General features: G+C 59.5%; 17 protein-coding genes. 4 read left to right on the top strand and 13 right to left on the bottom strand.

Features of this window, described 5'->3' with window-relative positions:
* The first annotated feature begins 1047 nt into the window (after positions 1 to 1047).
* Positions 1048 to 2070, top strand: a complete 1023-nt coding sequence (locus VG146_00805) for an N-acetylmuramoyl-L-alanine amidase (protein ID HEV2390878.1) — start codon at positions 1048 to 1050, stop codon at positions 2068 to 2070.
* 24 nt (positions 2071 to 2094) lie between these two features.
* Here VG146_00805 and polA read toward each other — a convergent pair whose 3' ends face one another.
* Positions 2095 to 4935 carry a DNA polymerase I gene (gene polA, locus VG146_00800; GenBank protein ID HEV2390877.1) on the bottom strand — a complete coding sequence of 947 codons (2841 nt, stop codon included), beginning with the start codon at positions 4933 to 4935 and terminating at the stop codon, positions 2095 to 2097.
* Between the two features lie 207 nt (positions 4936 to 5142).
* Between polA and VG146_00795 the strand changes: the two genes are divergently transcribed.
* Positions 5143 to 5370, top strand: a complete 228-nt coding sequence (locus tag VG146_00795; protein ID HEV2390876.1) for a hypothetical protein — start codon at positions 5143 to 5145, stop codon at positions 5368 to 5370.
* Positions 5371 to 5702: 332 nt separating this feature from the next.
* Entirely contained in the window at positions 5703 to 6722 is a 1020-nt protein-coding gene (locus tag VG146_00790; GenBank protein HEV2390875.1) for an amidohydrolase family protein, read from the top strand.
* Between the two features lie 52 nt (positions 6723 to 6774).
* Here VG146_00790 and VG146_00785 read toward each other — a convergent pair whose 3' ends face one another.
* From VG146_00785 to VG146_00735, 11 genes are all read right to left on the bottom strand, one after another.
* Complete coding sequence (locus VG146_00785) at positions 6775 to 8976, bottom strand: hypothetical protein (protein ID HEV2390874.1); 2202 nt, start codon at positions 8974 to 8976, stop codon at positions 6775 to 6777.
* A gap of 22 nt (positions 8977 to 8998) precedes the next feature.
* The gene (locus VG146_00780; protein ID HEV2390873.1) at positions 8999 to 9733 is read right to left on the bottom strand and encodes a hypothetical protein; all 735 of its coding nucleotides are present in this window, start codon (positions 9731 to 9733) and stop codon (positions 8999 to 9001) included.
* Positions 9730 to 11472, bottom strand: coding sequence for a hypothetical protein (locus VG146_00775; protein HEV2390872.1), 1743 nt, complete (start codon positions 11470 to 11472; stop codon positions 9730 to 9732). The genes VG146_00780 and VG146_00775 overlap by 4 nt, the downstream gene beginning before the upstream one ends.
* Positions 11473 to 11729: 257 nt before the next feature.
* Complete coding sequence (locus VG146_00770) at positions 11730 to 12635, bottom strand: hypothetical protein (GenBank protein HEV2390871.1); 906 nt, start codon at positions 12633 to 12635, stop codon at positions 11730 to 11732.
* A gap of 164 nt (positions 12636 to 12799) precedes the next feature.
* On the bottom strand, positions 12800 to 13828 hold the full coding sequence (locus VG146_00765) for a VWA domain-containing protein (protein HEV2390870.1): 1029 nt from the start codon (positions 13826 to 13828) through the stop codon (positions 12800 to 12802).
* A gap of 25 nt (positions 13829 to 13853) precedes the next feature.
* On the bottom strand, positions 13854 to 14897 hold the full coding sequence (locus tag VG146_00760; GenBank protein HEV2390869.1) for a VWA domain-containing protein: 1044 nt from the start codon (positions 14895 to 14897) through the stop codon (positions 13854 to 13856).
* Positions 14891 to 15625, bottom strand: coding sequence for a DUF4381 family protein (locus VG146_00755; protein HEV2390868.1), 735 nt, complete (start codon positions 15623 to 15625; stop codon positions 14891 to 14893). Before VG146_00755 ends, VG146_00760 begins: the two co-directional genes overlap by 7 nt.
* Positions 15622 to 16539 (bottom strand): DUF58 domain-containing protein, encoded by a 918-nt coding sequence (locus tag VG146_00750; GenBank protein HEV2390867.1) that lies wholly within the window; start codon positions 16537 to 16539, stop codon positions 15622 to 15624. Before VG146_00750 ends, VG146_00755 begins: the two co-directional genes overlap by 4 nt.
* Positions 16540 to 16685: 146 nt before the next feature.
* Positions 16686 to 17666: a MoxR family ATPase gene (locus VG146_00745; protein ID HEV2390866.1), complete on the bottom strand. Its 981-nt coding sequence runs from the start codon at positions 17664 to 17666 to the stop codon at positions 16686 to 16688.
* Positions 17667 to 17738: 72 nt separating this feature from the next.
* Positions 17739 to 20093 (bottom strand): HEAT repeat domain-containing protein, encoded by a 2355-nt coding sequence (locus VG146_00740; GenBank protein HEV2390865.1) that lies wholly within the window; start codon positions 20091 to 20093, stop codon positions 17739 to 17741.
* 162 nt (positions 20094 to 20255) lie between these two features.
* Complete coding sequence (locus VG146_00735; protein HEV2390864.1) at positions 20256 to 21425, bottom strand: Gfo/Idh/MocA family oxidoreductase; 1170 nt, start codon at positions 21423 to 21425, stop codon at positions 20256 to 20258.
* 836 nt (positions 21426 to 22261) lie between these two features.
* Here VG146_00735 and VG146_00730 point away from each other — a divergent pair.
* Positions 22262 to 22582, top strand: coding sequence for a YdcH family protein (locus VG146_00730; GenBank protein ID HEV2390863.1), 321 nt, complete (start codon positions 22262 to 22264; stop codon positions 22580 to 22582).
* 9 nt (positions 22583 to 22591) lie between these two features.
* Here the strand turns inward: VG146_00730 and typA are convergent, their stop codons facing one another.
* Positions 22592 to 24427 (bottom strand): translational GTPase TypA, encoded by a 1836-nt coding sequence (typA, locus tag VG146_00725; GenBank protein HEV2390862.1) that lies wholly within the window; start codon positions 24425 to 24427, stop codon positions 22592 to 22594.
* Positions 24428 to 24732: the final 305 nt, after the last annotated feature.

The raw sequence follows: 24732 nt of genomic DNA, 5'->3' as shown, positions 1-24732 counted from the left end.
CACAAACTCTTTCCTAAAACTCTCATCCTTGAGCACCCGCCCGCCTCCCTGGATTTCAGGTCCAAGCTTTGACGCCGCAACCGCCCATGTTGCACTGTTGCACTTATGTTGCACTTCAAAGTGCAACATAAAAACTGTATGATAATCAGTGACTTTATCGCTAATGTAGCATGTTGCACTTTGTTTTCCCTTCCCCGCGCGCACAAACTTTTGCCCCCAACCCACCGCCCACCGGCCACACCGCTCCCCTGCACCCCCTCAAGAATCGGAACCAATCGGAGGTAATCGGAGCTAATCGGAACCAATCGGAGGCAAAACGCATCGACTGCCCCTCTTACCTTCCTTCGCAACGCGTTTGACCGGCCACCCTGCCACCAGCCCACCGGCAACCGCCTTAAGCCAGCCAACCCGCAACCCAGGCCAGGCTCCGTAACGGTTACTAACACAGAATCACGGTTATTAACACCTACTCCCGCCCCCAAACTGTTACCCCAACCCAAACCCCTTCCCCATCTTTGGATCGGTCATTTTCCATCCGCCATTTTCGGACCCTCGACTTGAATACCGCGCGCGGCGCCATTCCCTCTCCCCGCCCGCGGGGAGAGGGGCACTGTTCGCTGGTGACGCGTAAGGATTTCGCTCTGGTGTGCAGCGAGTGGAGCCCCTTCCCGACCCCCACTGCCGAAACCTCCCCCGCGCGCCCTCAAGAACCGGGCGCCTGTAGCCAATGGTCACCTACTGTAGGTAAATGTCACCAAATGTAACTACAAACCATACCGTCCGATACGCGACCGTCCTCACCGCCGCCCGCCGCTCTTCCTCAGTGCCTCCGTGCCTACGTGGTCGCGTTGCCTGTTTCTTCTCATTTTTTCCGGCCGGGGAAGTCTTACGATGAAAAATCCAAAATGCTCAATGCTCGCGCAAGGTCGATTAATATTGACCTCCTGCGTTCAGCCCCTGCCAATGGTGCTCATGTTCGCAACGTGCTCTGCAGTCCGTTCTGGTCCCCCGCTCGCAACAATCATCGCCCGGTTCATTGGTTTGACAATGGTCCTGTTGGTTGTCTGCGGGTGCCACTCGCTGCCCAGACCCGGCACAGTCGAACCGAGGCGAGGCGACGAAATAGTCGTTGCGGGGCAATTGGTCCACACCGGCGCGCGGGTAGTGCTCTGGATGGACCCGGGCGGCTACGATGCGTACCGGGTCGAGCGGCGCTTCAGCCCCATTGAGGCCTCTGGATGGGAGGAGTCACAGGCAGAGGTAAAGGACCTGACCTCACCCAACCGTTACAGTATGAGGCGGCGCAATTTGACTGCGCAAGAAATCGAACGGGTGCGAGGCGGCGGCTGGGATTTGCCCGCTTTGCAGAAGGTGGTTGATCAGTTTGTGCTGCATTTTGATGCCTGCGGAACCAGCCGGCAATGTTTCAAGGTCCTCCAAGACATCCGTGGGCTAAGCGTGCACTTTATGCTCGACCTGGACGGCACGATCTACCAAACGCTGGACCTGAAGGAGCGGGCGTGGCATGCCACCACGTCGAATAATCGCAGCGTTGGTGTCGAGATCGCCAACATCGGCGCTTTTGGAAAGGACGACACACGCGCGCTCAGCCAGTGGTATGCCCGAGAGCCCGATGGTCAAACACGCATCACCATCCCCGAGCGGTTTGGCGATGGCGGCCTTTGGACCAGAAACTTTGTGGGCCACCCCGCCCGGCCAGAACCGGTCACGGGTGTAATCCAGGGCCGGGAATTGACTCAGTACGACTTCACCCCGGAGCAGTACCACGCCCTCATCAAGCTCACGGCGACATTGTGCAGGGTGCTGCCCTTAATCCAATGCGACTACCCAACGGACTCCAATGGCCGGCTCATTACCCATAAACTGCCCAACGATGAACTCAAGAATTACCGGGGTGTGCTGGGACATTTCCATGTTCAAACAGACAAAGTGGACCCGGGCCCCGCGTTTCAGTGGGACTACGTCATTCAAAGCGCGCGCCGCATTCTGAACGATGGCTTCTCCGATGCCGCAAACCAAACCAGCCTGGGACACATGAGGTCTCACTAAGACCACCCTCGAACCTGGAATGCCTCAGTGGGCTGCCAGCCAGGTCCGGCCCACGCCGATTTCCACAACGATGGGGACATCCAGAGGGATGGCCGTTTTCATTTTCTCTTCCGCAAGCCCGCGCACAACCCCTTCCTCCGCCTTGAACAGATCGAACACCAATTCATCATGCACCTGCAGCAGCATGCGGGTCTTGAGCTGGCGCCCGGTCAACTCGCGATGGATGTGGATCATGGCCAGCTTGATCATGTCCGCTGCGGTGCCCTGGATCGGGGCGTTGATGGCGTTGCGTTCGGCGGCGCTGCGCAGGGTATTATTCGAGGAGCGAATGTCGCGGATGTAGCGGCGGCGCCCGGTCACCGTTTCAACATACCCTTCTTTGCGCGCCGAAGCGATGGTTCGGTCCATGTAGGTGCGGATGCCGGGGAATTGTTTGAAGTACTGTTCGATAATGCCGGCTGCTTCTTTGCGGGCGATGCCCAGTCTCTGAGCGAGGCCAAAAGCCGAAATCCCATAGGCGATGCCGTAGTTGACCATCTTGGCTTTGCGCCGCATCTCCGGATTGACCGCCTCCGGAGCGACCCCGAAGACCTTTGCTGCCGTGGCGGTGTGGATGTCGGCCCCGGTGTTGAAGGCCTCGATCAAGGCGGTTTCGTGGCTTAAGGCGGCAATGATGCGCAGTTCGATTTGCGAATAATCCGCCGAAAGCAGGGCGTATTGCTCGCCGCGCGGGACGAAGGCCTTGCGAATCTCCTGGCCTCGCTCGGTGCGGATGGGGATGTTTTGAAGGTTGGGGTCCTGCGAGTTCAACCGACCGGTCGTGGTCATGACCTGGTTGAAGGTGGTGTGAACGCGGCCTGTCTTTTGCCAAATTGCCAGCGGCAAGGCGTCTGCGTAAGTCGATTTCAACTTGGTGGCCGCGCGATGATCGAGCAGGCGCTGGACGATCTCGTGCTCGGGGGCCAGGGCCATCAGGGTCTGTTCGTCGGTGGCGTATTGGCCGGTCTTGGTTTTTTTAGCCGCGGTGCAGATTTTCATGACATCAAAGAGAATCTGCCCCAACTGGCGCGGCGAATTGAGGTTAAAGGTAGTGCCGGCGAGGCGGCAGATCATCTTTTCCTGCTCATCGATTTGCTTTGAAAGCTGGGCGGCAAACTCGGCCAGCGCGCCGGCATCGACTTTAATCCCCTCATACTCCATATCCACCAGCACGGAGATAAGTGGCGATTCGATTTCATAAAAGACTCGTTCCTGCTTCTTCTCCTTCAGCAACGGTTCGAGCGCGCCGCGCAACTGGAGCGCCAGGTCCGCGTCTTCCGTTGCGTATGCTGCGATTTTATCAAGCGGCACATCGGCCATATTGCGCTGTTCGGCCTTGGTCTCACCGATGAGGCTGGCGATGGGGATCGGGCTGTAGCCGAGGTGCGTCTCAGCGAGGTACTCGAGGCTGTGGCGCATGTCGGGTTCGAGAAGGCTGTGGGCGACCATGGTATCGAAGAGTTTGCCGCCCACAGAGAAGCCGTGCCACTTGAGCACGCTCAAATCGAACTTGAGGTTGTGCCCAACCTTTTCGATGCGGTCGGATTCCAGCACGGGCCGGAATTCTTCGAGAACCCGGCGGCACTCAGTCGCTTCGCGCGCCAGAGGGACGTAATAGCCGGTGCGAGGGGCAAATGAGAACGCCAATCCAACGGGTTGGGCGCTTTTCGCATCGAGGCTGGTGGTCTCGATATCGAGGCAGAAGCGCTCCTGATTTTGCAACTGTTTTAACAAAGCAGCCCGTTCGGCTGCGGAGGCAGCAACCGAGTAGTGATGGGGAATGTCAGCCAGTTTCTTGAGATTCACCACAGCGGGCGGAGCCTCGCGCAATGCGCCTGGCTCGGCATCCATTTCGAGGATTAAATCCTCGGCCGGTTCTCGGGCGCCGGCGCGCGCGGGGCCTGATTCTTCGCGGACTGCGGTCTTTTGCTGGAAACCCCGACCGGCCTTGAATGAGTCGCCAAAAAGGCGCCGGCCGATGGAATTGAACTCGAATTCAATCAACATGGCCTTGAGTTTCTCCTCATCCGGCGGCTGGACTTTCAGCGACTCCAAATCCACTGCGCAAGGAGCGTCGCAAATGAGCGTGGCAAGCCGTTTTGAGAGGAGGGCGTCCTCCCGGTGGGCTTCGAGGCTGGTTTTGGGGCGGCCAGTCAGTTCGCCGGCATGGGCCAGGACGTTCTCCACCGTGCCATACTGGCCGATGAGTTTCATGGCGGTTTTTTCGCCAATCCCAGGCACGCCGGGGATGTTGTCGGATGCATCCCCCATCAGCGCCAGGACGTCCACCACCTGTTCTGCCCGCTGGATGCCCCAACGCTTTTGGATTTCGGGCAGCCCCATGATTTCCACCCCATCGCCCATACGTGACGGTTTGTAAACGAAGGTGTTCTCGTTCACCAATTGGCCAAAATCCTTATCGGGCGTGACCATATAACACTGGAACCCCTGCTGTGCAGCGGCCCGGACGATGGTGGCGATGATGTCGTCGGCCTCAAAGCCGTCGCAGGTCAGGACCGGCACCCGGAGAGCGTCAAGCATTCGCCGGACATGCGGGAGTGCTTGGCGGATGTCTTCGGGCATGGTCTCCCGAGTGGCCTTATAGCCGGCAAAATCGGCATGCCGTTGCGTGGGGGCCTCGGTGTCAAAGGCCACTGCGATGTGAGTGGGTTGCTGATTCTTGAGTATCTCGAGCAGCGTCTGTGTAAAACCGTATAAAGCGGAGGTATTGACCCCCTTCGAGCTAAAGATTGGGCGCGCCACCAGGGCGAAGTGCGCCCGATAAACCAAGGCCATGCCGTCCAACAGGAACAGCTTCTTTTCCATCAGTACAGGGTAAAGACGAAGAGGCGGGTCGGAAACATCAAAGATGTCAAGTGCATTTATGCGTGGTTTTCACGCAAGATGCGTGAAAACCACGCGTCGGTTGGGTCTGGGCCATTCATAAACGCTTGATTCTCAAGAGCGCGATGGCTGGCACCTGCCATGCTCTCGAATTATTCATTGTGGGTCGTTAGACGAGATGAGCGAACAATGAAAACGCTGTTGAGACAGGTGGCAACAGGTCTTTACTACCAGGGACCAGACCAGTGGACGGCCAAGCCGGGCGAGGCTCATAATTTCAAGCTGATCGACCGTGCGTTGGATTTTGTGCAGCGCTGGCGCTTGCAGGATATGGAACTGGCGTTTGCTTTCGATGATGCGGAGGAGGTCACCCGGGTGCCAATAGATAAGATCGAGTTGCGTTACTCCGAAAAGTAGGCTGAGAAGCCAACAGGAGTGAACGGAGGACACAGAGGGGTTCAGGCCAGGAGGAGGAGGGATACCGCGCCATTTCTAAACCAGGCCAGGGCCAATCACAAGGTCAGTTCCAAACCTTTATAAGAGACGACGTAAGGAGTCTCTGATCAGCAACTTCCGGGTGAACCAAAGGCGGCCATCTGACAATCCTGATCAGAGACTCCTTATGTCGTCTCCTACACTTAGGAATGGTGGCTTGTTGGTTCGACTCTGTCATTAGCCCCGCTCTCCACCCCCATTTCAAAAAAACGCTCTTAGCCTTTCGTGGCGGTTTGCCTTAAGCTACGGGCTGAATGGATGAGAGAACGACATTCGCCCGCCGAGGGGAGCAGATTGCGCGCAAGCCGGTGGATGGGCACGTGCACGTAGTGGGCAACGGGAGCGGCGGCACCGGCTGCTGGCTGCGTGTCAGCGCTTGGCGGCGGCCAATGGCTGAACTGATGCTCCGGCATTTTGGCCTGCCACCGACGGCGCTGGCGGGGGATTTGGACCGGCTGTACGTGGCGCGTCTGCTGGAGTTCGTGCGCGGCTCCTCGCTTGGTGCGGTCGTAATCCTGGCACAGGACCTGGTCTATAATGATGAAGGGCAACCGATTGAAGGGGCGGGCTCGTTTTACGTTCCCAATCAATACGTGCTCAGGCTGGCCCGGGAGCACCCGGAGTTTCTGCCGGCGGTTTCGATTCATCCGGGGCGCGCAGATGCGCTTGATGAATTGGAGCAGTGCCTGGCGGGAGGGGCAGCGATGATGAAATGCCTGCCGAACTGCCAGAACATCAATTGCAATGACCGGCGGTACATGGGTTTTTGGGAACGGATGGCTCAGGCTGGCCTTCCGTTGCTGGCCCATACGGGCGGGGAACATACCTTGCCAATCGTGCAGCGGGCGTATTCGGACCCGCGCACGTTGACTTTGCCACTCGAATGCGGGGTAAAAGTCATCGCTGCTCATTGTGGGACCAAGAGCGGGCTTTTCGATCCTGAGTATTTCGACCTTTTTGCTGCGATGACGCAGCGTTTTCCCAATTTGTATGGCGACAACAGCGCCTTTACTGTTCCCATCCGGGGCCGCCATGTGCCGGAATGCATCCGGCCGCCGCTGGTGCACCGGATGATTCATGGCAGCGATTTGCCCGTGCCCGTGTATGGACATTTCCCTTGTCTGCGAGGGTTTGTTGACTGGCGCGTATTCCGTCGTTGGCAACGGGAGCCAAACGTCCTCGAGCGGGATTACCAGTTGAAAGTCGCGATGGGATTCCCGGCCGAAACGTTCACGCGGCTTTGGGACCTGCTGCGGCTTGCTGTGCCCAAATGAAAGGGCGCTTCGACAAGACCAAACAGATGCAGCAGGGCGCCGCGAGAGCGGTTCATTTTCCCGTCGAGAGTTCGATAAGGCCTGTTGTTATTGGCAGGATAACGCGGTGACCTTCAATTTGAGCGCCAGGGGCTTTTATATGCCAGGAGCCCTCCGGCAGATCAATAGTCACCGGGAGTTCCGAAGCGCGATCTGACCGCAGCAGGATGGCGTCATCGGCCCGCGCGGTAATGTCCAGGACCATTTCGTGCAGATGCACGCGGGTGATGGTCAACTCGGGCCAGTCCCTGGGCAGATGCGGGTGGATGCGGAAGCCTTCCGGGGTGGGTTCGAAACCCAGGAATCCGTAGAGCATCACCTGCGGCACAAGGATGCTCTCGAAGAATTCCTTGTCCAGCCCGAGGCCGCCCGGGACATTGCCGCCTTGCATGGTGCCGCGGGCGGGGTCTTTGGCGTAATAAGCGCGATAGCCACCCTCGATTTGGGTTTCATGAAACCAATCGAGGATTTCTTTAAGGCGGCGCCAGGTGTCATCGGGTCCATCCACATCAAGGCGGCACATCAGGTCGTGGAAAGAAAAGCCCAAAACGGCGCCGCCATCCTGGACCTGGTAACCCCAGGGGATGCTTTCGGGATTGGACCACGCCCAGAAATAATAATCGAGATTGCGTTTGGTGGATGAGCGGGGACCGAAACGCCAGTGGTAAATATCGGGGCCCATCGAGGTGTCGCCTTCGACGATTCTGCGGCCACTGATCCAATCCCGGATGCTGCGGGCCTGCTGCGGGGTGGCGAAGTGGTAATAGACCGCCTCGTTGTTGAGGAAGGTCCAGCCATAATCGTGCATGACGCCGTCGAGATCGACGGTGCCGAAGCGGCCCGTGTGAGGGTTCCAGAAGCGTTTGGTGGAGTAGTCCTTGACGGCCTGGGCGTGCTGGAGCAAATCGGCGGGGTCAAAGCCATCGGGCACAGTAGCAATGCCCCACTCCGGGTGAACGGCAATGGCTTGTTCGAGCTCGGCCAGGTCGTGGAGGGCATCATAGTAGTAAATGGTAGCCAAGGCGTCCTCGCCGCCAAAGGGGAGGATGTCCCAGTAGTTGCCGCCGATGCCTTCACCGGGGAGAATCTGCTTTGTCCCATCGGGCAATCGGCGCACGCCGCTGCGCCCCTCATGTCCCGGCCAGGTGGTATAGATGCACTTGCGGTTCCGGGTATCGAATTCGCGCATGGTGAAGCGCATCGCGGCGCGCACCCGTCCGATCTGGGCGCGGAGGAAGTCCAGGTCGCGCGACCAGGCGAAGTAATCATGCGCGCCGCGAATGAAGTTGGGGTTATTGATGGTGTGCCGGCTGTCGCAGGCGGTGTGGAACGATTTGATGACCACCTTGGCCGGACCGGGGTTTTCGAAACAGATGCGCAATCCGGTGATGGCGCCGGTCCAGGTGCGCAGGCGATAGACGGGAATCATGGTGCGGGTTTCGATGCGGGTCAGGTCGAGCTTGCCGGCATTGCCCCCCATCGGGAGGGAGTTGGCCTCCACACCCTCGGACCCGGCTGGACTAAAATAAAACCGGCGGTCCGGGCCGAATTCTGGTTTTTCCTTGGTGGTCCACTCGACGTAGCAGTTGGCGCGTGCGAGGCCTTCGGCCCACCAATTGAGCCTCAGCCAGGGGCCGTTGCGGGCGGGCATTTCGAAGGCGGGGGTTTGGGCCGTGGCTTTGGGCTCGGCAAGGTCGATGACCCATCCCTTTTCGTTGACGGGTCCTGCTTTGGCACGGACGAGTGTCCAGTTCTCGGGTGTGACCAGAGGCGCGTCATATCCCCGAATGCCCGTGCCGCGGAAATGCCAGCCCATTCCGCCGGCTTGGGTCCAGAGCGGGAAAGGCCAGCCCTGGGCATGAGCCAGGCCATCATGTTGCTGGCTGCTGACGTAACCCTCGGCATTGATAGGGCGGCCAGCCAATGAATTGGCCCAGCGCGCGCGCATGTTCTCCAAATCCGCACCGGCGCCCCGCGCCGGCCACAGGGTGGACATGGGCATCCATGCATCCCACAGAGCGATGAGTGGCCCAGCGGGTTGGTAATGCAGCCAATAAAGCTGTCGGAGCCATTGCATCGATTGCTCCTGGCCGGGCACAACGAACTGGGGGAAATCGCCTGGCACTTGCAGTTCCGGGGAAGGGGCCGCCCCTTGGGCAAAGGAAAGCCAAAGGCCCAGCAGCACTGGCAGAGTGGAGGCAATGCGGTTGTTCACAGCGACGAAGCGTAATGGCGTGTTAGTTGTTGGGGCAAGTGAGCCCGAACTCATCCTGCTGGACCCAGCCAAGACTGCGACCAGTGCGAATCAAAACAAAGCGGCCCCGCATGCGCTCGAAACGGCCAGGTTCGCCGGAGGGCAGGCGGGTAATGACTTGAGCCTCATCGGTTGGAGTGAGGCGCAGGGAGGTTTCTTTTTGAAGAACAAAGCCGATTCGGGAACGGCAATCGACGCCTAAATGCGCCGGGACGCTGAGCAGGAAAATGGCCAGACCCAGCGCGGCGCCGGCTTGTTGCCAGGCGGCTTTGCGCCAGCGGAAGATGCTCGGGAGCATTGTCATTGCAATGGCCAGCCAGAAACTCAGGCCGGCAATCCAGGCCCACGAATTCACGGGGAGCCAGCTCGATACGACTTCGTACCAGGCCAAATCCGGCGCATCGAGTTGGGCCGTTCTCCTGGCAAAGCGCAGGTTTCCGCGCGCCGAGCGGTTGAATGGATCGAGCCAGAGCGCCTGTTCCCATGCCAAAATGGCGCGCCCGGTTTCACCCTGTTGCCACTGGGCGTTCCCAAAGTTTTGGAGAGTGCCTGAGGCGGGCCGCCGGGCGGCTGCCTTGTGAAAATCCGTCGAAGCACGGACGTAATCGCCGGCCCGGTAAGCTTCCACACCTTGCTGGAAGAGAGAGGCGGTTGAATCTGCGCCCCAACAAGCGGCGCGAGCCAAAAGAACCAAAAAAGCAATGGAAGTAGATTTCATAGCCGAGCCTCCAATTCGTGCAGTACCTGCTCCAACTCGGGCTTGAGTTCCAGGATTTGCAGGCTCTGCGAGGGGGCTGGGGCGAAGCGCGAATCGTCGGCTGCGGTGAAAAACCGGCGCACGACTTGCCCGGTGCGCCCCGAGCGTTCCGTTTCAGGCAGCAGCGCGAGCACATCGCTCCCAACCAGGGCTCGCGGTTCGGCTGGAAAATGCGGGGCGCAAGCCACGCGCATCGCGCTGACGGAGGCGGAAGCAAACCGCGCGCTGTCGCCTGTGCGCGCGGCTTTCTGAAGGGCGCGCCATTCGCGGCGCAAGGCGCGCCGGGCGCGTTTGCGCAGGAGAATGTCCGAATGCTCCTGGGGAAACCGGCGCCGGCGGTCCCAACCCCACAGAGCGAGAAAGGCCGCCCCGGGGGCCAGTTGCACCAAGGGATACCAGATTTGCCTCTGAAGCGGTACCAGGCTGCCGGCCACCAGGCCGGGCGTTGCGGCCAGGCCACTGAGCACGGGCTCCTTTTCCTCGTCGGCATCAGCCGCATTTGCATGCAATAAAACCTGTAGGTCGGCCGGAATTGACCCGCTTTGAACCGTGACAGGCACAGACGGAATTGTCAGGTCCTCGTAAGCGGCCCGGTCCGGATTAAAAGAACTAAATGGGATGGGCGGGGTGCCCCGGACATGGTCGCTTAGAGGGATCAGGGTAAACTGAAGGGTGGTGAACCCCTGGAGTTGGATGAATTGGGGTGGCATGTTGTCGGGAGTTGCGGGCAGAATCTGCCACTCGCGGGTTTTGGGCGGTGGAGGCGCAACCAACCGCGCCAGGTCGCCTTCGCCCCGGACCCTAACCGTCAGCTTGAGGGGCTCACCCACCCGCCCCTGGTTGGTGCTAATCTCAGGTGAATCTATTCCATAGGCGCCGACTGCCCCAGTGAACCCCGGCAAGCGGCCTTCCGCCGGCAGAGGCCGGACCGTGAGGTTGAGGGGATCGGAATCAAGTAATGTGTATTGTGGCTGGGCAGCGCTGCTGAAGGAAGGGCCTGTGATGATGAGCGGTCCGGGCGGGCGCGCGCCGATGAAGCCTTGGGCAAAAACCGTGAGCTTGCCTGAGGCGATTGGAGTTAGAAAGGTCTCAAAGACCAGCACGACGCCCTGTCCACCGGTCAGGAAACGTGGCCGGGCCTCATGGCGTTGGCGGAAGGCGCTCTGATCGATGATGAACCCGGAACCCATGAGCTGAACCGGGGTAGTGCCTTGAAGTAGCGGCGCGGGAAATCCCGGGCAGGTAACCGTCACCCAAACCGCCTGCCCAACGAATAGGTTGGCCTGGGCGACTTCGAGACCTAACTGTTGCGGCAGTGCCGGGCCGTTTGTGGGAGTGGTTTCCACTAGCAGTTGCGCGGCAGGAACAGTGACCGCTTTGCCATAGACGTTCACCGTGAACGCCGGGATGGTGAATTGTCCCGTCCCGCTGGCGCGCACGTGGTAATTGAAACCCGTGCGGGGCAGGAACACAGGAGTGGGGCCGCCCAATGAGAGCATTTGTGCGTGGCCGCCCGGCTGGACGGATAATGCCGGCGGGGCGGGGATTTTGTCAGGCCACGCGATGGATTCGTCCAGTGCATTAAAGGCAACCCGGTAGATGGATTCCTGGCCGGGACGGACCACGGGCGGGTCGAAGGAAACTTCGGGAACGACGGGGGATTCGACGTCGATGCGTGGCTGGGAAAGCATCAAGGACATCAAGGGGTCCTGCGCGGGTGGGGCTGCCTGCGTACGGCTAAGGCATGCCGCAAAGAACCATATTAGAAGGCCACGCAAAATGGCCTTTCGAGAGGTGAGGTGGGAGGCGGCATCAAATCTGAAATCCGGGAATGGAGGATTTGCCGCAAAAGCGCGCAAGGGTCGCAAAGAAGAAACGCTGTTCTGTGCGTTTGTGCGTTCTTTTGTTGGTGTTTCCATCGCGTCGGGTTGGATCGGGATTCGAGTTTGGAATTTTCTCACCAGCTCTTTCGGTTTCTATCCGTGGGCTGGCCGGGTTGGCTCTGGCTCATGGGGAGCCGGCGTTCGTTTTCGAGCCTAAAGCCTTCCAAAAGCCAGCCGGCCTCCTCGGCAGACAAAGTCATCTGTTCGCCCTCTTTGGTTGCCCCCTCTTTGTCTCCCGGCTTGGGTCCATTGGGCATGTCCTCATCATCGTCGTCATCGCCGGCACTCCCCGGGGGCATATCCGGGGCGGGGATGCGGCCTTTGAGTTGTTTCATGCTCTGGGCCAATTGCTGGCTTTGGTCCTGCATCGCATTAGCCGCTTGCTGCAGGTCGCGCAGGCTGTCAACGAGCTTGGCGATGTTGCGGTCCACTATATCCGCGTTCTGGTGGGCATCTGCATCGTTGCGCTTGAGTTCGAAGGCGCTCTTGAAATCTCCCGAAGCCCGCTGCCACTTGCCCAGCGCTGTGCCATAGCTTTCCATCGCCCGCTTCACCGCCTTGGTCGCTGCCTTTAATTCCCTTCGCGCGCCTCGCCCATTGAGGTAAGCAGTCACCATTTTCTGCACATCGTTTCCCACGAGGGCCTCTTGGGCGCCGTGTTCGGCTTGGCTTGCTAATTGCGCTGCCATTCGGCCCCGAGCGGCCGTTGGGGCCGCCTTCGGTCCTTTTTTCAACTCGTCAACGCCCTGATCAAATCGGACATGCCCCAGGTTATAGCTGGCGAAGGGTTGCAGCCGTTCGTCCTGGCTGCCCAGCGCCGCTTCGAGAAAGGCCTCGGCCTCACGCAATTTGCCCTCCTGAAGCTTTTGGGTCCCCGCGTTAAAAAATTCCCGCGGCGTTGAGGGGGGCGGGGCATCAGATGTTGCGGCGAACAGGGCAGGCGCAAACGCCAGCGAAAAAGACAGCGCCAGCCCAAGCATCCTGGTACTGTGACACAGAAGTTTCGAGACAGAGGGCCTCCTCTCCCTGGCCCTCTCCTCCAAAGGAGGAGAGGGAATTGCTTTTCTATGCGAGTGACGAAACTTAGCTGCCAGTCTGCTAGTCGAAGCTGCGCGGCCAGTGGTTGGAAGCGGAATCCAGTTCATCAGGGGATAATGTGGCGCAGGCGCCTGCGTGTGCCAATGAGAGATTCCACCACCAGAACAACCAGCACTAAGGTCAGGGGCAGTTCATACCGATCGATCCCCAGCTTACGCACGGCGGTTGAGCCAGAGGTGAAGCTCAGGTCCAGCAGGTCCAGCCTCACTTTGGCAAGGCCCTCGCCCACTGGCCCAAGGGGATAGTAAGCGCCATGGGTCGTCTGGGCAATGGTTCGGAGAGTGGCTTCGTCCAATCGGCTCACCACTGTCTCACCCTTGCTGTCGCGCACCAATTCTGGCCGGCCCTGCTCGTTTACAAAACGGATCTCCGTGCCGGCCGGCGTGCCGACCCCGAGAGTGAAGACCACCACACCCTCTTTGGCGAGGGCTTGGGCCTCGTGAATCCCGCCGCCCTCGAGGTCCTCGCCATCCGTGATGAGGATGAGCACCTTCTGCCGGCTGTTTTTATCGAGCGCGTGGAATCCTTCGTCAAGGGCGCGCCCGACGTCGGTGCCCAGCACCGGGATCGTTTTATCATCGATTGAGGATAACGCATCCTCAAAGGCCCCGTAATCAAAAGTCAGGGGACATTGCAAAAAGGCCTCACCGGCGAAGGCAACCAGGCCGACACGGCCATGATTCTGGCGCTGGACAAAATCCATAATGGCCAGCTTTGCGCGTTGCAAACGGCTGGGGGTTACATCGGTGGCCAGCATGCTGCGCGAGCAATCCAGGAGGAACACCGTATCCTGGCCGAGCAAGTGGCTGGCTTCAGACTGTTCACCCCATTGTGGCCGAGCCAGGGCGATGCCCATTCCGGCCATCGCCAGCAGGAGCAAGATTTCTTTCAAAGTCCGGCGGGCGCGGCTATGAGAGCTTGTCAAGCCGGCCAGCAGCTCTGGCGCTGCCAGTTGTTCGAGAGATTTGCGGCGCCTATGCGCCGAGTAGCGCTGCAGGAGCAACAGCATGACGGGTCCCGCCAAGGCGAGCCAGAGCCAAGCCGGCTCGGCAAAATGGGGATGGGCCATACTCATCGATTCCACCTGGCCTCCCTGTTGATCATGGAACCCTCCGCAAGCGAGTATTTGCCAAGAGCATTTCCAACCCAAACATCCCAATAGCCGCCAGCAATGGCCACTGGAACAAGGGCCGATAGGTAGTAAACCGGCGCAGCTTTACCTGGCTCTTTTCCAGCCGGTCGATGTCGTCATAAATGCGCTGCAACTCGCGGGCATTGGTGGCGCGGTAAAATCTGGCATGAGAAAGAGCGGACATTTTGTCGAGCACATCGTAGTTGGCCGGCTGCAGGACCATCCCGAAACTGACATTTCCATTTGCATCCAGCTTGAGCTTGCCGGTAGCCGGGTCAAAGGCGGGCAGTTCGCAGGGGGCCTCGATGCCGATGCCCACAGTATAGACCTTGACCCCGAGAGCGGCGGCTAATTGAGCGGCAGGAATGGGATCGATTTCACCGCGGTTATTATCGCCGTCAGTCAGCAGAATGATGATGCGGCTCTTACTGTCGCGAATGTCCTTCAGGCGCTTGGCGCCGGCGGCGGTGGCGTCGCCGATGGCCGTCCCGAGATCACGGATCAATCCGACATGCAGCCGATGCAGATTCTCTATCAGCCAATCGTGATTCAGTGTCAATGGGCTGGCCAGATAGGGCACAGCGGAAAAGACGATGAGACCCAAGCGGTCGCTGGGGCGTTTTCGAATGAAGTCTTCGAGCACCCGCGCAGCGATATCAAAACGCGACACCCGTTCATTGGGCCCCGCCATGTCGAGAGCCATCATCGACCAGGACAAGTCCAGCACCAGCATGATGTCCACCCCGCTGGCCTGAGTCTCGGTATGGTAATTGGCGAAGCGGGGTCCGGCCAGGGCGATAATGCACAGGGCCACCGTCAGCAGCCGCAAGAAAAAGAGCAAACGCCCCGCCGCCGCCCGAGCGGCAGCGCCCGCTGCGCGGGCAATCTCGGCGCTGGAAAACGCCAGGGCAGAAAGCTTGCCGGCCCGTCCCTGGAGCAAGGCGTAAACGGGCAGGAGCGCTAAAAGCGCCAGCAACCAGGGTTTTTTGAATTCGAAGTTCCCAGTCAACATGCCGGTTCCTCAGTACCTCTTTCAACGACCGGCAACCGGGATTGCCCCAGGACCAATCGACGGCTTTCGCCAAGGGCAACCAGTTTCTCGGCCTGAGCCACCGCGCCCAACGGCGGCTGAGGCGGAGCAGGAGCGAATTTGCGCTGATCGCATTGGCGCAGGAACTGGCTCAGCGCATCGGCGAGGTCCGGTCCGAGTTGAGGCTGGCTGGCTGCGGCGAGGCAGAATTCGTTTGTAGTCAACTCACCTGTTCCCAAGTCGAAGGCTGCGGCGGCGTAATGGCGGAGGATTTGAGAAACCCGGCTCAACAGGGCGCCGGTCTCAGGCTGGCCGCGCAACGGCTCGAGAGCCTGGCGGGCCACGGCCTCGGGTGGCACAAGGGGAGGGGGCTTGGGGCGTGTGAGCAACCAGGCTCCGGCGCAAATAATCACCACGAGGAGAACCCCAGCCAGGATCATCCATAACCCGTATTGCTCCCAAAAGGTGGGTGGTATCTCTGGCAGAGCAGGCCGAAGGGGCGCAATGTCCTCGGCGGCATCCTTGGTGGCGGCGGCAACTACGACGGGGCCCCATGCGAGAAAGGCGAGGAACAAGAGCAAGATTGCTCGCTTTTCCAGTGTAAACGCCGGTGGGAGGAGGCTCCGAGCCACCCCTGTTTGGCGCGCGGCGCACCAAACAGCAGCCGGGCCGGCGGCGCCCCGGCGCGGGCCAACTGGGGGCGCGCTCATCCCCGCCTCCTGCCCCGTCTGGTTTCGAAAAAGCGCTGTAATGTTTGAGCGAAGTCCTCAGATGTCGAAAAGCTCAGCGTATCAATGCCGGCCCGGCGAAAGGCGCGGTCCAGTTCCGCAAGGCGTTCGGCGTTCTGGCGGGCAAATCTTTCGCGCACGAGCGCGCGGCTGGAATCGATTTCGAGCAACTCGCCTGTTTCGGCATCTTCGATGGTGAGCAAGCCAGCGGAGGGCAAGTCGTTTTCACGGGGGTCGTGCAGGTGAATGCAAACCAAATCGTGCCGGGCATTGGTCAAGCCCAGTTCCTGCAGGGTGTCGCGGCCAGCTTGAGGCTGGGTGGTGGCCGAGGCAAAGCTGTGGAGAAAGTCGGTCAGAAGGAAAACAATCGAGCGCCGATGCAGGACGTGATTCAAGAACGCAAGGGCTGCAGGGATATTTGTCCCACGCCTAGCGGGCTCAAAGAAGAGCATCTCGCGTATCAGCCGCAGGATATGGCGCCGGCCTTTGCGAGGCGGCACGAAAAGCTCGACCTGATTGGTGAACAGCAATAGGGCGACTTTATCGCTGCTGCGGCTTGCGGAGATGGCCAAAGTGCCGGCTATCTCTGCGGCGAATTCGCGCTTGGAACGGCGGAGCGACCCGAACGCGGAGGAAGCGGAGATATCGACGGCGAGCACCATCGCCAGCTCGCGCTCCTCGCGAAAGCGTTTGACGAATGGCCGCCCCATCCGATAGGTGACGTTCCAGTCGATATCCCGCACCTCATCGCCGGGCATATACTCGCGCAACTCTTCGAAATCCATCCCGCGCCCTTTGAAATGGCTCAGATAAGCGCCGACCATCATGTCATTGACCACACGGTTGGTGCGCACCTCAATGCGGCGGACGGACGCAATCAATTCGGCAAGTGTCATTCCAACGGACGGGCTGCGGCGCGGGGACCCTTGAGGGGCGGCCTCAGACCGTGGCTCGGGCATCTTGCCCGAGTCCTCACGGGCGAGACGCCCGTGCCACGGCCAAAACTTGGCCTGACAGCAACGACTTTCATGGTTTAAAGACTCTAGGGGACCGGGACGGCATTGAAAATTCTCTTAATAATGGCATCGGTTGTGACCGCCTGGGCTTCGGCTTCGTAGGTTAGAATGATACGGTGGCGCAGGACGTCGAAGCCAACACTCTTGACGTCTTCAGGAGTGACGTAGGCGCGCCCTTGCAACAGCGCCCAGGCCTTTGAGGCCAGGGTCAGGTAAATGGTTGCGCGCGGAGAAGCGCCGAACTGGATGAAATGCTTCAGGTCGAGCTTGTATTGCTCAGGCTTGCGGGTCGCAAAAACCAGGTGCACCACATAATCGCGCACCTTGTCATCGACATGAATCTGGTCAACCAGTTTGCGCGTATGGAGGATTTCGTCGAGGGCGATGACGGGCTGAACTTGAGTTTCCGGGGCGGTAAAGGCCATGCGATCGAGTATCTTTCGTTCCTCTTCAAAGGATGGATAATCCAGGAGGACCTTGAACATGAACCGGTCCACCTGCGCTTCGGGGAGCGGATACGTCCCCTCCTGGTCAATGGGGTTTTCAGTGGCTAACACCAGGAAGGGGGCCGGCAAAGGCATCGTTTCGCCACCGAGCGTTACTTGGCGTTCCTGCATCGTCTCGAGCAATGCCGATTGCACCTTGGCGGGGGCGCGGTTGATCTCATCGGCGAGAACGAAGTTGGCGAATACGGGGCCTTTGGTGGCATGGTATTTGCCGTCCTGCGGGCTGTAAATGAGCGTGCCGACAATATCAGCGGGGAGCAGGTCCGGAGTAAATTGGATGCGGTGGAAGGAGGCCTGAATGGCAGCGGCCAAGGTGCGAACCGAGAGGGTCTTGGCCAGCCCCGGCACGCCTTCGAGCAGGACATGGCCGTTGGCCAGCAAGCCCACCAGCAGGCGGTCCACCAATTGCCCCTGGCCGACAATCACCCGGCCAATTTCGCCGCGCAATTTGCTAATCCAGGCTGCCGTCGCCTGCACCTGCTCGTTCAGAGGTGTGCTCATTTATTCGGACGAATCTAGCAAGGATCAGCAACGAAACAAGCGCTGTGCTAAAAAAAGGAACCGGGCATAGAGCTATTTTGCCGCACCGCTCGAAACTGTTTTGGGCGCTGACTCGGTTTCGGCCCCCTCGAGGTGCGAGCCATCCGGTTTTCTGAGCCGGCCGCAGAATTGCCACATTTGATTATTATGGGTCACCTTGAGCAGCAACATGTTCCAGCCGGGATGGAGCGCCACAGCAACCTGGTCGGACCCGGGCTGGAGCACTCGGCCCACGTTATGGGCATAAACCTGCTTATCATTTACCCAAACTTTAATGCCATCGTCGCTGCCCAATTGTAGCTGGGCGCTCTCTTGCTGTTCGCAATGAACCCATGTCCGCGCATAGCCAACGCATTGCTCCTGTTTGCCCAGGACCTTTTGAAAATCGAGAATATAGGGCCGTTTCGGGTCCGTCCCAGCGGGAATTGGCTGCCAATTGACGCCCTTGGGGTCCTCGGTTTCCGGCGGAAAAACAATGTCGAACAGGGCATCAAAGCCTTTTCCTGCCTGCCGGTAAGGACCGGCCACCAACCAATCAGTGATAAAATCGGCATTATTCTCAATCTGTTTGATTGCGGCTTCAAGGGCTTGATGAGTGGAATCGTCTTTGCAGGAAGCCATGGCCTTGTTCAGGACGGCTTCTGAGGCCTGAGCATCGCTGCTTGGCAAGGCCAGGGCGATTTGGATAGCGGCGCGGGAGGCCTCGTTTTGAACAGCCGGATCGTCCACCAGCGGCTCAACGGTACTGAGCGCGTCGGAATCGGGGACTTGTGCGAGCCCAGCGAGAACCAAGCGCTTTTGTTCCGGTTGTCCGGCTGCGGCCATCAGCGTCTTTAACACCACCACGCGCCGGCCAACCGAAATGGCCCCACGCTGGTCCTCCGTCAACCGCACAGCACCGCCGATGGCCAACGTTCGGAAATTCTGCTCTCGAGTAGTTGTGGCGACGGTCACGAGATCATCCAACAACTCGGGGTCCACGGTGTCACAGAGAGCCCGGGTGGCCGCGGCGCGAACCTGGGGTTCGGGGTCCTGCATGGCGGTGCGCAAAGCCAAGCGCACATTGGGGCTGGCCAGACCGCTGCACACCGGCATCAGAGCGATTCGGGCTTCCTTCGAGCCGAACTGGACTCCTTGCAGCAGGGCGTGGGCATTAACCTGGCCGTGCTGGGATGCAATGTGCTGGTAGGCGGCATTGATTGCCTCGGCAGCTTCCTGCCGCGCGATGGCGTTAGTTGCGTTCAGCGCAAAGGCCACCAGCATCGGTGTTTGCTCCTCATCAACCAGTTCGCCCAAAGCGCGCAAAGCTGATTTGCGGACCGAATCAGGTCCTTTCACGGCCAAATAGGTTAGCTGCGGTATGGCAGTGCGATCGCCGCGTCCGCCCAAAGCCCTGGCTAGTTCGGCTTGTACACCGGGGTTGGCGGTTGCCAGTTGGCCAATTAAAGCATCCTTCACTGGCCCTCGCCTGAGGTCCAGCAGGGCCTGGCGGGCGGCCTTTTGCTCTTCGGGTGTTCCCGAGGCTGCGAATTCGGAAAGAAGCATCACTTGAGAGGCGCTGCCCAGGACATCGAGGGCTTCGATGATGGCCGGATGAACATCCGGCGCTGCGCTGCCGGTGAGGGCGGCGATTGCCGGCGCTGCGTCCGGGTCGCCCCGCTGACTCAGGCCATCAATGAGGGCAATTTGCACGGATGTATCGAGCCGGGGCAGGAGGTTTGCCAGCGATAGGGTTGCGCTGCCAACCTGTATCTCGCGCACCAATTGTAGTGCGGCAGCTTGTTCGGGACCTCGCCTGCCCTTAATGCCCCAAATCATGAGCTTCAATCCACGGCTGCCTGAGGAGCGGATCATTCCGCCGTAAGCGGCAACGCGTATCGTATCGGAAAGTTCATGGTCATAAACCCTGCTGAAAATCCGCAAAGCCCTCGAATTCTGGCCTAACGCAAGGAGCCGATCCGCGCAATGCAGGAGCGCATCGACGGCGGCCCCATGCAATGCGCCCGAGGAGTTGTTCGCCAGGTTCTCGAGTGCCCACAGGGCCTCGGGATTTCCAATGCGCCCCAGGGCCGCAGCCGCTGCGCATCCCACCGCCGGGTCGGGGTCGGCCAATTGCCCGGCCAACACCGGCACGGCCCAGCCCTCGGCCCGAACACCAAGTGAATTGATAATGCCAATGCGGATCGGCCCGGTCGTTTTGGGCAACGCATCGCGCAAGGCCTGGCCGGCTTCTTCGAACTGCATCGATTCAAGGGCGTAGCGCGCCGAATGCGAGAGTTGGTTGTCCGTCAGGAGGGCTGCTAGAGCAGGCACGGACAGGGCCGTTCCGATGAATTTGAGCCGGGCGCAAGCGGCATCCTTCTCCTGCAGCGAAGCATTTGATTGCAATGTCTGGATGAGGCTTAGCTCTTCGTCGCTGGAGGGGGCTGATAAAACGGGAAAAACACACACGGCGGACAGGGCCACAACAAGAGCCGCGGCGCATAGTCTCTTCGTGCGGGGTTTACTGGCGGAAGAACGGAACGGCATAGGTGAGTTGCTCATACAGAACTAAACCCGCCATGGGGGGCGTTTGGCAATCGACAGCAATCGGTCGGCCTCGTCATCATTGGTGAACCGCTCGATTTGCGGGTCCCACTGGAGGGTGCGTTTCAATTGTTTGGTGATGCCCCCGAGCAACACAGCGCTGACCGAGCGTTCCGCAATGTCGATGTCGCAAATCGGCTTTTTGCGAGTCCGAATGCATTCCAGAAAATTACCTGAATGACTTTCACTGCGGTAGAGGTGCACCTCATCGGGCCGGAGCGGTTCGCGCACAACACCCTCCGGGTCCGACACCAGCGCATCGCGGTCCACGGCGATGCGTCCATTGGTTCCCACGCAACAGATGCCGCCATCGGCGCCCACGGGTTCATCGGGGAATGGTTTGCCATAAACCACCACTCCGCTGGCATAGCGGTAGCAGGAGCGGTCATCCTCCATAAACAACTCGACGGGGCCAGTATGGTCGGCGCCTGCAGCCCATTGCACGATGTCGTAGTGATGCTGCCCCCAATTGAGTTCGCCGATGTCAAACCGGTGCGGGCCGGTGTTGCCGTCATAGGGAATCCAAGGGGCCGGCCCCAGATAAAGGTCCCAATCCAGGCCCTCTGGAATGGGCTTGCCCGGGCCGAAGCGCTTGGGCCAAAAGATGGCCCCGCCGTCTCGGTAGGCGTAAATTGCCTTGAGCCGCCCGATGCGCCCGCTGCGCACGAATTCGCAAGCCCTGCGGAATTTGCCCCCGTATTCGCTGCGCTGCTGCGTGCCTGCTTGATACACGCGGCCATAACGCCGGACCACCCCTAAAAGGGCCTGGGCTTCTTGTATCGTCACGGCGGTCGGTTTCTCGCAATAAATGTCTTTGCCTGCGGTTGCCGCCATGGCCGCCATCGTGGCGTGCCAGTGAGCGGGCGTGGCAATCAACACGGCATCAATGTCTGGCCGGTCCAGCACCTGTCGAAAATCAGTATAGGCCTGGCATGGTGTAAAACTGCCCTGCCCATAAACCTGGGCATAATGGTCATTGACCCTGTTGCGGGCGCGCTCGCGGCGGTCGCGCCACACATCGCAGACAGCCAGCACCTGGACTTCTTTGCGTCCCGCGTAGCCGCCCGCCACATACGTCCAGGCGCCACCCAGCAAATGGCCGCTCCCCTGCGTCCCCACGCCAATAAAGCCCATCGTGATTCGTTCACTTGGCGGATACGCCCCGTTTCGGCCAAGCACAGAGGCCGGGATAAAAGTGGGGATGGCGACTGCCGCACCCAGGGCGGTGGCCGTTCGACGCAGAAAATCGCGACGTGAATAACTATTACTGCGACACAGAAGTTTCGATACAGAGGACCTCTCATCCAAAGGAGGAGAGGGAGTTGCTTCCCGACGCAGGTGACGAAACTGAGTTGACAGTTTACCAGGCGAAGGGCGGATGAATTTGGAAGCAGGCCCCCTGGGACCAGGGCCATGCCGAGTTGGCGGAGAACTCATACATTTTAATTTGTCCATATTATCGATTGTGTAAAGCAGACTTTCACTAACTTTCCTGGCCGCTGCTAACTAAAAAGCTCCTGAGAAGCAAAAGGCCAAACGCTTGCGGGATTCTTCGGAAACGCTATGAAACCGCTAATTCCCGCTAATCGGCGCTAATCGAAAACCGGCTCAGCCCATTCCTACACATTAGCGTGGATTAGCGTCGGAGCCGGAGCGCCGCGACCTTGTTGAACCCCACCGAATTGGAATTCGGACTCCCAGCGCGCCGGCGGGAATTAAAAAGAAGTTGGACTTTGGAGAAAGAAAGACTTTACTGCGGCGTGAATGCGGGTAGATTGAAAGAGGGTTTGCCAAGAGTAGCGAACCGCGAATGGACCTGAAGAGTTGCGCAACATTCGGTTTTCCGGGCGCTCAAGGCAGCGCCAAAAAAGTCCTCCCTCTCCCCTTCCCGATTTGGCCGCGCACAGAGCCCTCGTCGGTTCAGGCCCGTTCGCAACAACAAAACACATTCAACCCAGGAGATTGTTCCCATGGACCTTCACCATCCGATCCTTAGAGAGTTCCCGGAATACCGCGAAGTCATTCGCCGCCTCAAAGGCTCGAGCGAGCATTTCCGGAACGTGTTCACCGAGTATCACCGGCTCGATGACGAAATCTACCGGATCGAAGAAGACATCGAGTTTGCCACCGACCAGGAAATCGAAGAACTCAAGATGCGGCGCGCCAAGCTTAAGGATTACATTTACCACCTGATCCGCCACGCGCAGCCTGCGCCGCCGGTGGTCGAGAGCGCCGCCGTGGTGGCGCCGTTCGCCGCGTTTGGCTTGCAGGCGGGGGCCAGCCCGGCCTGAGCACCGCTTTTACGCCGCAATGGCTTTCACAGCGCGGCTTTGGGCCGCGCGCTTGCGCTGGTTCTCATCGAGAATCTTCTTGCGCAACCGCAAATTCTTCGGAGTCGCCTCCACATATTCATCCGGCCCGATATACTCGAGCGCCCGTTCGAGGGACATCTTGAGCGGCGGATTGAGTTGGATGCCCTTGCCATCGCCTTGGGAGCGCATATTGGTCAGCTTTTTGGCCTTGCACGGGTTAACCGGGATGTCGTTTTCGCGGGCGTTTTCGCCGACGATCATGCCGGCGTAGATTTTTTCGCCCGGCTCGACCATTAAACGTCCGCGTTCCTGTATCATATTGAGGGCGTAAGCCATGGCTTCACCGCTTTCCATGCTCACGAGGGAGCCGTTTTTGCGGGCGGCAATCTCGCCGCGGTCGGGGCCGTATTGGTGAAAGAGGTGGCTCATGACACCCAAGCCACGGGTTTGGTTGACTAGGTCGGTCTCGAAGCCAATCAGGCCGCGGGTGGGTATGAGGGCCTCAATACTAACCTCATTGCCGTGATGGCTCATGCTGGTGATTTCGCCTTTGCGCCCGGAGAGGTTTTCGAGAACCGGCCCCATGTGTTCCTTGGGGATTTCAAGAAAGAGCGTCTCGATGGGTTCGAGCAGGTTGCCGGCGGAATCCTTCCTGTAAATCACCTCGGGCCGCGAGACTAATACCTCGTAACCCTCGCGGCGCATCTGCTCGACCAGGATGGCAATCTGCATCTCTCCGCGCCCGCTGACATTGAAGATGTTTGGGGCGCTGGTCTGCTCGATGCGCAAGGCCACGTTGGTGCGCACTTCCTTAACGAGCCGTTCCCAGATATGGCGGGCGGTGAGCAGTTGCCCATCCACTCCGGCCAGGGGGCTGTCATTGACGGCGAACTGCATCTGGATGGTGGGCGGGTCGATGGGCACAAAAGGCAACGGCGCGCGAATATCGGAGTCGGTGATGGTCTCCCCGATGAACACGTCCTCGAAGCCGGTGAGCCCAACGACGTCACCGGCGTGGGCTTCGGTGATTTCAATTCGTTTTAAGCCTTCGAAGTGGAAAATGGCGGTGATTTTGGAGCTGGTTTTGCTGCCATCGCCGTGGATGCAAACGTAGGTGTCGCCAACCTTCACCTTGCCGCTGTAAATCTTACCAAAGGCAATTCGCCCGACGTAATCCGAATAATCCAGGTTGGCCACCAGGAGCTTGAAACCGTCGCCGGCATGGGCGCGAGGCGGGGGGATGTGTTTGATGATGGCGTCGAAGAGCGGTTCCATGGTGCCGCTGACGTGGTCGAGGTCCACCTTGGCGTAACCCTCTTTTGCGCTGGCGTAAATGACCGGGAAATCCATCTGCTCGTCCGTGGCATGAAGGGAGACAAAGAGGTCCCAAATGGCGTCGAGCACTTTGTGAGGGGCTGCATTCTCGCGATCTACCTTGTTGATGACGACAATGGGTTTGGCGCCGGCTTCGAGGGCCTTGCGCAGGACGAAGCGAGTTTGGGCCTGGGGACCGTCGGCGGCATCCACCACCAGGAGCACCCCATCGATCATGTTCATGATGCGCTCGACTTCACCGCCGAAATCGGCGTGGCCGGGAGTATCCACGATGTTGATGTGATAATCCTTGTACTTAAAGGCGGCGTTCTTGGCGCGGATGGTAATGCCCTTCTCGCGCTCGAGGTCCATGGAATCCATGATGCGCTCTTCGGAGGCGATGGCCTGGTTGGCACGGAAGGTGCCGGACTGCTTGAGCAAACAATCCACGAGGGTCGTCTTGCCGTGATCGACGTGGGCAATAATCGCAATGTTACGTATGTGCTGCATGTATTTAGTAAAATTCTGATTGCGAGGCGGGGCTTGGTCCTGCAAGTGCAGTTGCCAGTTGGAAACTCACCCCGTGAACCGTGGTCCACGCTCCGCCCACGAATCGAGCCGGGTAATGTGCCAGCTATAAACAAAAAATCAAGCCTGCGTTTCGGATATTTAAGGCCGCCCGGATCCTTAGCGAACTGGTGCTGCGGGCGCGGCGAGGGGGAGCAGGATCAAACGATGTTCTGATTCCATGGGTAGGGATCAGGAGCGCTACTGAATGGGGCAGTACCAAGTAGGCCGTAGGCCGGATTGGGTCT

This window comes from Verrucomicrobiia bacterium (assembly GCA_035946615.1).
GTDB lineage: Bacteria > Verrucomicrobiota > Verrucomicrobiia > Limisphaerales > UBA8199 > DASYZB01.
This window is presented reverse-complemented; position numbering and strand designations above follow the sequence as displayed.